Source organism: Streptomyces sp. CA-251247, from assembly GCF_050952975.1.
Taxonomy (GTDB): Bacteria; Actinomycetota; Actinomycetes; order Streptomycetales; family Streptomycetaceae; genus Streptomyces; species Streptomyces achmelvichensis.
The window spans coordinates 2,479,477-2,494,617 of record NZ_CP191861.1 but is presented as its reverse complement, the minus strand read 5'-3'; the positions used below and the strand labels follow the sequence as shown (position 1 = coordinate 2,494,617).

At 72.9% G+C, this 15,141-nt stretch carries 2 protein-coding genes; both read left to right on the top strand.

Annotated elements, in window-relative coordinates:
- The first annotated feature begins 269 nt into the window (after nt 1–269).
- Complete coding sequence (locus ACQPWZ_RS10940; RefSeq protein WP_433571224.1) at nt 270–7,451, top strand: SDR family NAD(P)-dependent oxidoreductase; 7,182 nt, start codon at nt 270–272, stop codon at nt 7,449–7,451.
- Nucleotides 7,452–7,553: 102 nt separating this feature from the next.
- On the top strand, nt 7,554–15,107 hold the full coding sequence (locus tag ACQPWZ_RS10935; protein ID WP_433571223.1) for a beta-ketoacyl synthase N-terminal-like domain-containing protein: 7,554 nt from the start codon (nt 7,554–7,556) through the stop codon (nt 15,105–15,107).
- The last annotated feature ends 34 nt before the right edge of the window (nt 15,108–15,141 follow it).

Genomic DNA, 15,141 nt, shown 5'->3' with positions numbered 1-15,141 from the left:
CCGGTTCCGTACCGCTGGTGCCCGGCAAGGCCCGACGAGGCACCGAGAACGTGCCGTTCGGCCGGAGCGGAACCCCGCCACCGACGGCCTTGCCTCCCACATCGCACCAGGCGACCCCGGTACGGCGTCGGCCGCCCGCCCGCCGCCGCGACAGTCGCCGATCCGGTCCGCCGCCCCGAGCGGCCGCCGACCGCCCCGGTCCCACACGGACCGGGAGCCGGGGCGCCGAGACCGAAGTCCCTGTTCGCCCAGATCCAGAGAGACTTGCCGTGAACTCTTCGCAGGAATCCGACCTCGACCGTCGGCTCGCCCGGGACCCCATCGCCATCGTCGGCCTCTCCGCGCTCTACCCCAAGTCCAGCAATCTCACGGACTTCTGGGCGAACGTCGTCTCGGCCGCCGACTGCATCGACGACGTGCCCGCCGGACACTGGGACGTCGACGAGCACTACGACCCCGACCCCTCGGTGCCCGACAAGACGTACTCCAAGCGCGGCGGCTTCATCCCCGACGTCCCGTTCAACCCGCTGGAGTTCGGCCTCCCGCCGAACACCCTCGAGGTGACCGACGTCCTCCAGCTGCTCAGCCTGGTGGTCGCCCGGGACCTGCTGAAGGACGCCGGGGCCGACCAGGCTGGTCAATCGTGGTATGACGCCTCCCGCACCGGGGTCGTCCTCGGCATCACCGGCGCCAACCAGCTCACCCAGCCGCTGACCGCGCGGCTCCAGAGCCCGGTGCTCAAGGAGGTCGTCCGCAGCTGCGGTCTCTCCGACAAGGACGCCGAGGAGATCGTCGCCAAGTTCCGCCTCGCGTACGCCCCGTGGGAGGAGAACTCCTTCCCCGGCATGCTCGGCAACGTCGTCGCCGGACGGGTCGCCAACCGGCTCGACCTCGGCGGCATCAACATGACGATCGACGCCGCCTGCGCCAGCTCCCTCGGCGCGGTCAGGACCGCGGTGAGCGAGCTGCTCGAAGGCCGCTCCGACACGATGCTGGTGGGCGGCTGCGACGCCGAGAACACCATCTTCATGTACCTGTGCTTCAGCAAGACGCCCGCGCTGTCCAAGTCCGGGCGCATCCGTCCGTTCGACAAGGACGCCGACGGCACCCTCATCGGCGAGGGCATCGGCATGCTCGCCCTGCGCCGCCTCGCCGACGCCGAGCGCGACGGCAATCAGATCTACGCGGTCCTGCGCGGCATGGGCACCTCCAGCGACGGCCGGTTCAAGTCCATCTACGCCCCGCGCAAGGAAGGCCAGATGGTCGCCCTGCGCCGCGCGTACGAGGACGCCGACTGCACACCTTCCAGCATCGAGCTCTTCGAGGCGCACGGCACCGGCACCGCCGTCGGCGACGCGACCGAGCTGAGCGCGCTGTCCGCGGTGGTCTCCGACGGCAACGACAGCCGGCAGTACGCGGCCGTCGGCAGCGTCAAGTCCCAGATCGGGCACACCAAGGCGGCCGCGGGAGCGGCCGGCCTGATCAAGCTGGCGCTCTCCCTGCACCACAAGGTCCTGCCGCCGACCATCAACGTCGACGAGCCGAACCCCGCCATCGACTTCGCCTCCGGGCCGTTCTACGTCAACACCGAGGCACGGCCCTGGATCCGCGACCCCGAGCGCCCCAAGCGCCGTGCCGCCATCTCCTCGTTCGGCTTCGGCGGCACCAACTTCCACATGGTGCTGGAGGAGCACGGCGACGGAGACGACCTGCGGGTCTCCTACCCCGTCGCCCGCGTGCACCTGTGGCACGCGCCCGACACCGCCGCCCTCACCGAGCTGCTCGCCGACGGCGCGCCCGCGACCGGCGGCCCGGCCCCCGCGGGCCACGCCCGTGTCGCGCTGGCCGCGCGCGGCGAGGACGAGCTGACGTCCCTGCGCGGCCTGGCCCTCGGCGAACTGCGCGCCCGGCCCGACGCCGACGCCTGGTCACACCCCAAGGGAGTCCACTACCGCAGAAGCGCCGCTCCGGCCGGCAAGGTCGGCGCGCTTTTCGCCGGCCAGGGCAGCCAGTACGTCAACCTCGGCCAGAGCGCCGTGATGGCGCTGCCGCCGCTGCGAGCCGCCTTCGACCGGGCCAATGTGCACTTCGAGGGCGCGGCGCCGCTGTCCCGCGTCGCGTTCCCGCCGCCGCTGTTCGGCGCCGATGTGCGCGCCGCGCAGGAGACGGCCCTCCAGGCCACCGCGTACGCGCAGCCCGCGATCGGCGCCCTGTCCGCCGGCCAGTTCCGCTATCTGTCCGAACTCGGCTTCGGAGCCGAAGGGTTCCTCGGCCACAGCTTCGGCGAGCTGACCGCGCTGTGGGCCTCCGGCGCCCTCGACGACGACGCCTTCTTCGCCCTCGCCCGGGCCCGCGGCAAGGCCATGGCCCCGCCGCCGGAGTCCGGCTTCGACGCCGGCGCGATGGCCGCTGTCTCCGCCCCCGAGGAGCGGGTCGCCGAACTCCTCGCCGACCGCCCCAGCCTGGTCGTCTGCAACCGCAACGCGACCGACCAGATCGTGGTCGGCGGCGCCACCGACGAGGTGGAGCGCCTGGTCGCCGCGGCCAAGGACGCCGGTTTGCGGGCAAGCCGGCTGCCGGTGTCCGCCGCGTTCCACACCCCCTTCGTCGGCCACGCTGTCGACGCCTTCCGCGGTGACGTGGCGCGCGTCGAGGTCCGCCGGCCGAACGGCACCGTGTACGCCAACACGCGCGGCGCGGCCTACGGCGACGACATCGACGCCAACCGCACGGTCCTCGCCGAACAGCTCATCAACCCGGTCGACTTCGCCGCCCGCGTCGAGGAGATGTACGCCGCCGGGTTCCGCGTCTTCGTGGAGTTCGGCCCCAAGAGCGTCCTCACCCAGCTCGTCCGCCGCATCCTCGGCGACCGTGAGCACACCGTTGTGAGCCTCGACGCCGGCCCCGGACGGGACGCGGACGTCGCCCTGAAGCAGGCCGTCGCCCAGCTCGCCGTCCTCGGACTGCCGCTCGCCACCACCGACCGCTATGTCGCCGAGACCGTCGCCGACGCGCCCGCCAAGGGCATGTCGATCCTGTTGAACGGCATCAACTACGTCTCTCCGGAGCGCAGGGCGGCCTACCGCGACGCGATCGACAACGGCTACCGGATCGCCGTCCCGGCGACACCCGCGGTACCGGCTCCCGCCGCCGCCCCGACCCCGTCACCGGTGGCCGCAACGCCCCGACCGGCCCCGGTGACGGTCCAGCCCCCGGCCCCCATGCCCGCCGCACGGCCGGCTGCCGCGTCCGTCCCCGCCGCACGTACGGCAGCCGCCTCCGCACCGGTCCCGGCCCCGGCCGCGACCGCCACGGCGGTGCTGCCCGCGCCCGCGGCTGCGGTGGCGCCCATCCCCGCCCCTGCTCCCACCGTCATGGAGACAGCCCACGTGGACAGTGATCGCCTGGCCGGTCTGGTGGCCGACCACCTCGCCCTGCACGACGACTACCTCAACGGCCAGTTGCAGAGCGCCGAACGCCTCACCGGTCTGCTGGAACGCGCCGCCGACCAGGGACAGCTCGGCCAGGTCCTGGCCGGGGTGAACGCCGTCAAGGAGCACGGCCTCGACATCGGCCGCAGCCACCTGCGCGCCAACGAGATCCTGCGCGACCTGGCCGGCCTGGAACTCGGCACCGCGCCCGCCCCGGCGGCCCGCAGCACGGTGGAGCAGACCGCGCCGGCCGTGGCCGCCCCGGTGGCGCAGCCGGTGGCCGCCGTACCGGTCCCGGCCGCACTCGCCGCCGCCCCGGCCCCCGCCCGGCCCGTGGCCCCCGCACCGCAGGCGCTGCCCGCGGCCCCGGTGGTCACCGCGCCCGCCATCGCCGCCCCGCCCGCCCCCGTCGCACCGGTCGCGGCCACCCCGGCTGCGGCCGGCCTGGATGCGGCGACGGTGGAGGCGGCTCTGCTGGAGGTGGTGGGTCAGAAGACCGGCTATCCGGCGGACATGCTGGAGCTGGACATGGACATCGAGGCCGACTTGGGCATTGATTCCATCAAGCGTGTCGAGATCATGGGCGTGTTGCAGGAGCGGTTCGAGGGCGGGATATCGGCTGGTCCCGAGCAGTTGGCGGAGCTTCGTACGCTGCGTCACATCGTGGAGTTCATGAGCGCCAGTGCCGCGTCTCAGGCTGCGGCTCCCACCACCCCGGCTGCGTCCGGCCTGGATGCGGCGACGGTGGAGGCGGCTCTGCTGGAGGTGGTCGGTCAGAAGACCGGCTATCCGGCGGACATGCTGGAGCTGGACATGGACATCGAGGCCGACTTGGGCATCGATTCCATCAAGCGTGTCGAGATCATGGGCGTGTTGCAGGAGCGGTTCGAGGGCGGGATATCGGCTGGTCCCGAGCAGTTGGCGGAGCTTCGTACGCTGCGTCACATCGTGGAGTTCATGAGCGCCAGTGCCGCGCCCCAGGCTGCCGCGCCCGCCGCCGCGGCGGCACCTGCCCCGGCCGGTCCGGATGCCGCGACCGTGGAAGCGGTGCTGCTGGAGGTGGTCGGTCAGAAGACCGGCTATCCGGCGGACATGCTGGAGCTGGACATGGACATCGAGGCCGACTTGGGCATCGATTCCATCAAGCGTGTCGAGATCATGGGCGTCCTTCAGGAGCGGTTCGGCGAGTCCATCTCCGCCGGTCCCGAGCAGCTCGCCGAGCTCCGTACGCTGCGCCACATCGTCGACTTCATGAGCGCCAGTGCCGCACCTCAGGCCGCCGCTCCCGCAGCCGCGGCCCCCGCCGGTCCGGACGCGGCCCGTGTCGAGTCCGTCCTGCTGGAGGTGGTCGGTCAGAAGACCGGTTACCCGGCGGACATGCTGGAGCTGGACATGGACATCGAGGCCGATCTGGGCATTGATTCCATCAAGCGTGTCGAGATCATGGGCGTGCTCCAGGAGCGGTTCGGCGAGTCCATCTCCGCCGGTCCCGAGCAGCTCGCCGAGCTCCGTACGCTGCGCCACATCGTCGACTTCATGAGCGGCGGCGCCTCCGAAACGGCTCCCGCCGCCCCGCAGGCAGCAGCCGCCGCCGGCGACGAGCCCGCGGCCGCCAAGCCCGGCGGCGGCATCGGCCGCGCGCAGGCCGCGCTCGTCGATCTGCCCACCCCCGACCGGCTCGTCGGCGCGTACGCCGAGGGCTCGGGCGCGCTCGTCGTCGACGACGGCGCCGAGCTCGCACCGGCACTCGTGAACCGGCTCATCGAGTCGGGCCGCCATGTGCACGTCCTGCGTCTGCCGGGTGTCGCCGAGCGCATCAGCGGCGTCAAGGACCATGCTCTGTCCGGCTGGGGCGTGACCGAACTGGCCGAGCAGATGGAGGAGATCCTCGCCGACCGGATCAGCCTGGTGCTCGACCTCTCCGCCGCGCGCGGCGCCGACTGGTCCGAGGGCGTACGCCGCCTCGCCCACACGCTGCTCGCCGCCAAGCACGCCGTCCAGCCGCTGACCACCGCGGCCGCCTCCGGCCGTGCCGCCTTCGTCACCGTCACCCGGCTCGACGGCGCCTTCGGCCTCGGCGGAGTCCCCGAGGAACTCGCCCCCGCCGGCGGGTCCGCGGGTCTCGTCAAGACCCTGGCGGTGGAGGCCCCGGAGCTGTTCTGCCGCGCCGTCGACATCGCCCCCGCGCTGAGCCCGGACGCCGGAGCCGCGCTGCTGCTCGCCGAGGTCGAGGACGCGGTCACCGACACCGTCCAGATCGGCCTCGACGGCGCCCGCCGCGTCGGTCTCACCCTCGCCGAGCAGTCGCTGACCGCCTCCGACACCGAGACCGCGCCGCAGCTCACCTCCGAGGACCTGCTCGTCGTCACCGGTGGCGGCCGCGGGATCACCGCCGCCTGCGTCGTCGAACTGGCCAAGCGCCACCGGCCCGGACTGCTGCTCCTCGGCCGCACCCCGCTGGAGGAGGAGCCCGCCTGGGCGCAGGGTGTCGACGCGCCCGCTCTCAAGGCCGCTGCCGCCTCCCACCTGAAGTCCGCGGGGGAGAAGCCCACCCCCAAGCGGGTCGAGCAGCTCTACCAGGCCGTCGTCGGCGCCCGCGAGATCCGCGGGACCCTCGCCGACGTCGAAGCCGCCGGCAGCCGCGCCGAGTACCTCGCCGTGGACATCACCGACCCGCAGGCGACCGCCGCCGCGCTCGCCCCGCACAAGGCCCGCATCACGGGTCTGGTGCACGGCGCCGGCGTCCTCGCCGACCAGCTCATCGCCAACAAGAAGGCGTCCGAGGTCGAGCGGGTCTTCGCACCCAAGCTGACCGGACTGCGCGCCGTGACCGCGGCGCTCGACCCCGAGACCCTGCGGCACGTCGTCCTCTTCTCCTCGGTCGCCGGATTCTTCGGCAACCGCGGCCAGTCGGACTACGCCATGGCCAACGAGGTCCTCAACGCCTGGGCGTCCTCCTGGAAGCAGCGCCACCCCGCCGCCCGCGTCACCTCCCTCAACTGGGGTGCCTGGGACAGCGGAATGGTCTCCCCGGAGGTCAAGGCCGTCTTCCAGGAGCGCGGCATCACCCTGATCCCGGTGGACACCGGAGCCCGGATGTTCACCGAGCAGTTCGCCCCGGAGCGCGCCGGTGACGTCGTCACCGTGCTCGGCCCGACGACGCCCCTGTCGGAGCCGGAGCGGACCGCCACCACGGCCACCATCACCGTCGAACGCCCGCTGGCGGCGCTGGAGAACGAGCAGATCCTCACCGACCACGTCATCGGCGAATCCCCGGTTCTCCCGGCGGTCGTCGCCCTCGGCTGGGCGATCGGCGCCGTGGAGCGCGCCGGCGGCACCGAGGTGCGCCAGGTGCACGACTTCTCGGTGCACAAGGGCATCGTCTTCGACGCCGACCGGCCGGAGCGCATCAGCCTGGCGATGACCCCCGACGGCGACAGCGTCCGTACGGCGATCCACGCCGTCGACGCGCAGGGCGCCGCACGACCGCACTACGCGGCCGTCGTCTCCCCGCAGGCCCCGCCCGCCGCGGCCACGGTCGGCGCACTGCCCGCGCTCGGCACCGGCCGCGACGCCGCCGAGCTCTACAGCGACGGCACGCTCTTCCACGGCCCGTCCCTCCGGGGCGTACGCCGGGTGCTCGCCGAGGACGCGTCGGTGAACCGGCTGGTCCTGGAGTGCGCACTGACCGAACACCGCCCGGCCGGTGGCGCGTTCGCGGGCTCCCGCTTCGCCCCCGGCACCGCCGACCTGCTGCTCCAGGCGGGCCTTGTCTGGGTGCGGCTGTTCCGCGGCACCGCGGGGCTGCCCCTGTCCGTCGGCCGCGTGGACCTGCACCACCCGCTGCCCGACGGCGAGCCCTTCGTGATCGTGGTCGAGCCCGCCGCCACCGGCGGCAACGGCTCCGGTGCCTCGCTCACCGTCACCGCCTGCACTCCCGACGGACGGGTGCTCACCCGCTTCGACGGCGTATCCGTGGTCTCGGCCCCCCAGTTGGCGGCCAAGTTCATCAGCGGCTGATTCCGCTTCGTACCCGACGCAAGCGATCGGGTCGGCCCGGACGGCGCACACCCGTGCCCGTCCGGGCCGGCCCCGCCCCTCAGAAGGGACCCGAAAGCTCTCATGAGCAAGTACGCCATCGTTGGCCTCTCCTGCCTGTTCCCGGGAGCGGAGACACCTGCCGAGTTCCGGCAGAACCTCCGCGCCGGGGCGGACAGCCGCCGGGAAGGGGGCGAGCAGGTCTTCGGACCCGCCCTCGACGCCAGGGACACCGACCCGCAGCACGGCATCTACTGCACGCGCGGCGGCTTCATCACCGACTTCGCCTTCGACCCGTCCGGCTACCTGCTCGACGCCGGTCACCTCTCCGGGCTCGACCGGATCTTCCACTGGTCCCTGCACGTGGCCAGGGAGGCACTGCGGGACAGCGGTCAGCTGGAGCGCCCCGAGATCCTCGGACGCACCGGGCTGATCCTCGGCAACTACTCGTTCCCCACCCCGACCTCCGCCGGGGTCAGCGTCCCGCTGGTCCAGGAGGCCGTCCTGGAGGGGCTGCGCCGGGCCGGGCACCCGGCACTCGGCGCACTCGCCGACCAGGACCGGCGCATCGACCACGCCGGTCTGCGGCCCGAGGACCTCCGCGTCAGCGGCTCACCGGCGTCGGTCGCGGCGAGCGCGCTCGGGCTCGGCGGTCCCCGCTACGCCCTGGACGCCGCCTGCTCCTCCGCGCTGTACGCACTCAAGCTGGCCTGCGACCACCTCGCCGCCGGCCAGGCCGATCTGGTGCTGGCGGGCGGCGTCTGCGCGCCCGACCCGACCCTGATCCACCTGTCGTTCTCCGATCTCCAGGCCTACCCCCGCGACGGGTTCAGCCAGCCCTTCGACGACCGGTCCGGCGGTATCCTCACCGGCCAGGGCGCGGGCATGGTCGCCGTCAAGCGGCTGGCGGACGCGCTGCGCGACGGCGACCGCATCCACGCCGTCGTGGACGGCATCGGCCTGACCAACGACGGCAGCGGACGCCATCTGCTGGTGCCGCAGGGCGGCGGTCAACTCCAGTCGTACGAGCTGGCGTACGCCCAGGCCGGGGTCGACCCGGCGACCGTCGACTACCTGGAGTGCCATGCCACCGGCACCCCCATCGGTGACGCCACCGAGGCCGAGTCCGTCGCCGAGTTCTTCGGCAACGCCGGCCGGGTGCCGCTGATCGGATCCGTGAAGGGCAACATCGGCCACCTGCTCACCGTCGCCGGACTGAGCAGCATGCTCAAGGTCGTCCTGGCGATGGGCGACGGCCACATCCCGCCGACCATCGGCGTGGAGCGGCCCGTCACCTCCAAGGACGGCCGCGTCGGCGACGCGACCCTCGTCCGCACCGGCCGTGAATGGCCGAGCGGTGCCGGGCCGCGCCGGGCAGCGGTCTCCGCGTTCGGCTTCGGCGGCACCAACGCCCACGTGGTGCTGTCCGAGCCGGCCACGGCTGCCGCAGAGACCGGGACGGACGACGCCGCGGCCGTGCCCGCACTCGACATCGTCGGACTCGGCGCCCACTTCGGCGCCCTGGACTCCCTCGACGCCTTCGAGCGTGCCGTCCACGACGGCAGCGACGCCCTGGTACCGCTGCCCGAACGCCGCTGGCGCGGGCTGGACCAGACCCGCGGCGGCTCCCTGGAGGATGCCACCGGCGTCTCGCCCGACGCGCTGCCGAGCGGCGCGTTCGTCGACGGCCTGGGCATCGACCCGGTCGACCTCAAGATCCCGCCGGCGGACCTGCGGACGTACAACCTCCAGCACGCGCTGGCGACCAAGGTGGCCGACGAGGCCCTGCGGGACGCCGGCTACAGCCGTGATGTGCCCAAGGGCAGCAGCGCGCCCGAGCCCCGCCGGATCGCGGTGGTCGTGGGCATGGAGATCGAACCCATGACCCATCTGCGGCTCACCCGCCGCACGCTCGGCGCCTTCGTCCGCGAGGAGTTCGCGCGGGCCGGGGTTTCCGTCGACGAGGAGCAGCTCGCCGCGCTGAGCGCGGTGGGCCGGGACGCGGTGGTCGACCCCATCGTCGCCAACGAGGTCCTCAGCTTCATCGGCAACGTCATGGCCAGCCGCATCTCCTCGCTGTGGAACCTGACCGGCCCCTCCTTCACCGTCTCCTCCGACGGCTCGGGGACCGCCGAGGCCCTGGAGGTCGCGCGGCTGCTGCTGCTCGACCCCACCATCGAGGCGGTCCTCGTCGGAGCGGTCGATCTCGCGGGCTCGGCGGAGAACCTGCTGCTGCGTCCCGATGTCGTCGCCGAGGCCGGACTGACCTTCGGCGAGGGCGTCCGGGGCCGCCGTATCGGCGAGGGGGCGGGCGCGGTCGTCGTCACCCGGCCCGGTGAGCGGGAGCGGCCCGCGTACGCGCGTCTGGACGCCGTCGCCATCCGGCACGCCGTGCCCGTGGACGGCGCGGTGCCCGAGGCGGATGCCGCGGCTCTCGCGGCAGCGGCCGGCGAAGCACTCACCGCCGCCGGCGTCACGGCCGGCGACATCGGCTACCTGGAGGCCCACGCGGGCGGCACCGAACTCCAGGACCGTGCCGAGATCGCCGCGCTGGCCGCCGTCTACCCGGCCGCCGGCGCCGACGTGGCCCTCGGCAGCGCCAAGGCCCAGATCGGCGACGCCGGCTGCGCCGCCACCATGGCCGGGCTCATCCGGTCCGTGCTGTGTCTGCACCACGGCTATCTGCCCGGCACCCGCGGCTGGACCCGCCCGGCCGGTGACCTGGCCGAGGACTTCACCGCTTCCGCGCTCTACGTCCCGGACGCCTCCCGGCCCTGGATGCGGCGGACCAAGGGCGCCCGCAGGTACGCGGCCGTCAGCTTCATCGGGGCCTCCGGCGCGCACGGTCACCTCGTGCTCTCCGCCGACGCCACCCGCGGCGGGGTCACGCGGTCCGACTGGCAGCGGGCCGGCGGACCCGTCGTCCTGGCGCTCTCCGCCGACTCGTTCGACGCACTGCACGCCACGATCGAGCACCACCTGGAACTGCTGGCCGTCGCCGACCCGTACGCCCTCGCCCGCGAGGCGGCCCGGGAACTGCCCGGCAGGAAGCTGCGTGCGGTGCTCGTCGGACGGGACCGCGCCGAACTGCGGGCCCAACTGGAGCTCGCGGTACGGGACCTGGCCGACGTGCACGCCAAGGGAGGGGAGTGGGCCACACCGGCCGGCAGCTACTTCACCGCGCGGCCCATCGGACCGGACGGCAGGGTCGCGCTGGTCTACCCGGGCGCGTTCAACTCCTATCCGGGCCTCGGCCAGGACTTCTTCCGGGCCTTCCCGAGCCTGCTCGACCGGTTCGAGGAGCAGGCGGACGAGCCCGAGCGGCAGCTGCGCGCGACCTCGCTCTACCCGCGCAGCAAGGCCGCCGTGGGGCGGCGCGAGCTGATGGCGCTGGAGGCGGGGCTCGGCGACGACGTGCCGTTCATGCTCGCCACCGGCACCAACTTCGCGATCCTGCACACCGATCTGGTCCGCGACCTCCTCGGCGTCAGGGCACACGGCGCGTTCGGCTACAGCCTCGGCGAATCGAGCATGCTGTTCGCGACCGGCGGATGGCAGCTCGGCGGCCGTCGCGACGACCTGATCAGCAACACACCGATCTTCCAGGACCGGCTGTGCGGCCCGCGGCGTACCGTGCGCGAGCTGTGGGACGTGCCCGCCGACGCCGCGGACGAGTCGCTGTGGGCCAGCCATGTGCTGCTCACCGACGCGGACTCGGTATGCGCGGTGCTGCCCCGGTACGACCGCGTCTACCTCACCCACATCAACACCCCGGCCGAACTGGTCATCGCCGGTGACCCGGTCCAGTGCCGCGCTCTGGTGAAGGAACTCGGCTGCCCGGCCGCCCGCTCGCCGGTCAACGTGGTCATGCACTGCCCGGTCGTGGATGCCGAACTGGACGGTCTGGCGGGACTGAACGACTACCCGACGGGCTCGTTCGGCGAGCTGGAACTGTTCAGCGCCTACGACTACGAGGTGCTGCCCGCGCTGGACCGCGCAGAGATCGCCCGGCGCATCGCCTGGACGCTGCGTTCCACGATCGACTTCGCCCGTCTGGTGCGCGACGCGCACGACCGGGGCTTCCGCTACTTCATCGAGGTCGGCCCCGGCTCGACCTGTTCGCGGTGGGTCCGTGACACGCTCGGCGACGCCGAGCACGTCTCGGTGTCGGTGGACCGCCGCGGTGTGCCGGCGACGAAGTCGGTGGCCCAACTGGTGGCCCGGCTCGTCGGCAACGGCCTGGAGCTGGATCTGACGCCGCTGCTGGGCACCCCCGAGGCCACCGTCCGTTCGGCCCGTTCGACCCGCTTCCGGGTGGGTGGCGGCGACCCGGTCCCGGCCCGTGTGGCCCGCGGGATCGCGGCCACGGCGCCCGGCGCTTCGGCTGCCGCGTCCGCCGGAGCCGCTGCCGCGCAGCGGGCGCCGTCCGCCGCCGCGCACACCGCACCGGTTCCGGTCGCGTCGACCGCTGCCGCGCATCCCGGTGCCGCGACGCCGGGCGCCGGCTCGCCCCTCGCCGCCACCGCGTCCGTGCGCACCTCCACGGCCCCGGCCGCCCTCTCCGCGCCCGGCACCCCGGCGCCCACGGCCGGCACCACGCACTCCGGTGCCGCCCTTTCCGTTCCGCCCGCCGCCGCGACCGCCCCCGGCGCTCCCGCCGGGCCCGGTACGCCGCGTCCCGCCGTACCGTCCGCCCCCGTTCCGTCCGTACCGCCGGAGGACCCCGTCATGCCTGCCGATCCGACTCTCGCTGACGCGGAGGTCATCGCCTTCGACGGCACCCCGATCTCCTTCCTTCCCTGGGCGCCCGCGCCCGGGGAGACGGAGGCCCTGCCGGCCGTCGAAGCCGTGCCCGCGCCCGCCGCACCCGCCCCCGTCGTCAGCGTCCCGCCGTCCGGCGCCACGGCGGCGACGACGGCCGCGGCGTCCGCCGCGACCACCGAATCGCCGACTCCCGCCGCCGACCTGGTCCGTGAGATCCGGCAGCAGATGGTCGCCACCCATTCGGTGGTGATGGAGACCCAGCGCATCCTCCAAGGGGCCACGCTCTCCCGGGTGGAGGCGCTGCTCGACGGGGCCACTGCCCCGGCCGACGGCACGACTTCCGTGCCCCCGGCCGCCGCCCTGCCGGCCGTCGCACCCGCTCCCCGGACCGAGCCCGCGGCCCTGCCGCCCGCCCCCGCCCCGGCCCCTGCCGCCGCGGAGGGCGAGATCCCGGCCGCCGCCGAGGAGCGCGAGGTCAAGGAGGGCGTGATCTGGGACGAGGCGGACCTCCTGGAGTTCGCCGTCGGTTCCGTGGCCAAGGTCTTCGGGCCCGAGTTCGGCGTCATCGACGGGTACGCCAAGCGGGTGCGGCTGCCCGCACCGCCGTACCACTTCGTCACCCGCGTCACCGAACTCAGCGGCACCACGGGCGAGTTCAAGCCCGCGACCATCACCACGGAGTACGACGTCCCCGAGGACGCCTGGTACGCCGTCGACGGAGGCGTCCCGCCGGCCGTGACCGTCGAGGCCGGCCAGTGCGACCTGCTGCTCGTCAGCTACCTCGGCATCGACTTCCGCAACAAGGGCGAGCGCGTCTACCGGCTCCTCGACAGCACGCTGATCTTCCGCGGCAACCTGCCCCAGGTCGGCCAGACGCTGCGCTACGACATCTCCATCGACCGCTTCGTGCACCAGGGCGACACCACGCTCTTCTTCTTCAGCTACCAGTGCTACGCCGACGGGGAGCTGATCCTCGAACTCCACGACGCCTGCGCCGGGTTCTTCAGCAAGCAGGAGCTCGACACCCCGCTCGGTGTCGTCATGACCGACAAGGAGAAGGCGGCGCGCGCGGCACTGCCCCGGGGGTACTTCAAGCCCCTCGCGTACACCGAGAAGAACCATCTGACCCCCGAGGACCTGGAGGTGCTGGCCCAGGGCCGCCCCGGCGACGTCTTCGGCCCGGACCACGCCCAGGACCCCGGGATCAACCCCGCGATCCGGCTCCCCGACGCCAAGCTGCGCATGGTCGACGAGGTCACCATCGACCGCAAGGGCGGCCCGCGCGGTCTCGGCACGCTCAGCGCGACCAAGCGGCTCACGCCGGACGCCTGGTACTTCACCTGCCACTTCCCGGACGACCACGTCCTGGCCGGCTCGCTGGTCGCCGAGGGCGCGGTGCAGCTGCTCCAGATCTATCTGATGCACCAGGGCATGCATCTGACGCTGCCGGACGCGCGCTTCCAGTGCGTGACCGACGTCCCGATCGAGGTGCAGGTCCGCGGCCAGATCACCCAGGCCCACGAGGAGATCCGCTACGAGGTCGAGGTCATGGAGCTCACGCTCCTGCCGCGCGCCACGGTCATCGCCGACGTCCTCATCTACCTGGGCGACAAGCCGGTCATCCGGATGAAGGGCCTCGGTCTCCAGGTCCGTGAGAAGGACGGCTCGCCCTACCGTCCCGAGGCGGGCGGCATCCCGCAGTTCCTCGGCCGCCGCAACAGGAACGGCGAAGCCGCCATGATCAACGAGATGCACCTGGCGCACGCGGCCAAGGGGCATCTGGACATCGCGATGGGCCCGGAGTTCGAGGTCTACCGCGACAGCCGCGCGCCCTACATCCCCAACGGCGACTTCCAGTTCGTCGACCGCGTGATGTCCCTCAAGGGCACCCGGGGCGATCTGCGCAGCCCCGGCTCGGAGATGGTCACCGAGTACGACTCCCCGGCGGACGCCTGGTACTACGAGCAGAACTCCTACCCGCACATGCCGAACGCGGTCTACATGGAGACCTCGCTCCAGGCCGCGATCTTCCTCGGCTACTACCTCGGCGCCACGCTCGAACGCCCCGAGGAGCAGTACGCGATCCGCAACCTCGACGGCAAGGCCACCCTGGTCAAGGACATCGACCTGCGGGGCAAGACCATCCGCCACCACTCCAAGCTGCTGATGACGAGCGCGGTCTCCGGTGCGGTGCTCCAGAACTTCAGCTACGAACTCTCCGCCGACGGCGAGGTGTTCTACGTCGGTGAGTCGCTGTTCGGCTACTTCAGCGACGCGGCCCTCGCCAACCAGGTCGGACTCGACAACGGCACGTACGTCGCGCCCTGGATCGAGACCGAGAAGCCGGACCCCTCGCGGGTCCGCCGTATCGAACTCCCCGAGGGCGCACCGGCGTTCAGCGACCCCACCGGGGGTCATCTGCACCTGCCGGGCGGGCAGTTCGCGCTCGTGGACCGGGTCGACCTCGTCACCGACGGAGGCCGGCACGGCCAGGGCTATCTGCACGGCCACCGCGCCATCCGCCCCGACGAGTGGTACTTCGACTGCCACTTCCACCGCGACCCGGTGATGCCCGGATCGCTGGGCGTCGAGGCGATCCTCCAGGCCATGCGGCTGTTCGTCATCGAGCAGAACCTCGCCGAGGGCATGGAGCAGCCCCGCTTCGCGATGGCCACCGACGTGGAGACGGCCTGGAAGTACCGCGGCCAGATCCTGCGGCACGACAAGGAGCTCCGGTTCGACGTGCACATCAAGGAGGTCCGGCGCGAGGCGGACCGTCTGCTGGTCATCGCCGACGCGGATCTGTCGAAGCCGGGCCTGCGCATCTACGAACTCACCGACGTGGCCATCGAGGTCCGTCCCGTCGGGGCCTGACGGCCCGCACCCGCGCTCAGCCCAAGGAGCTTCG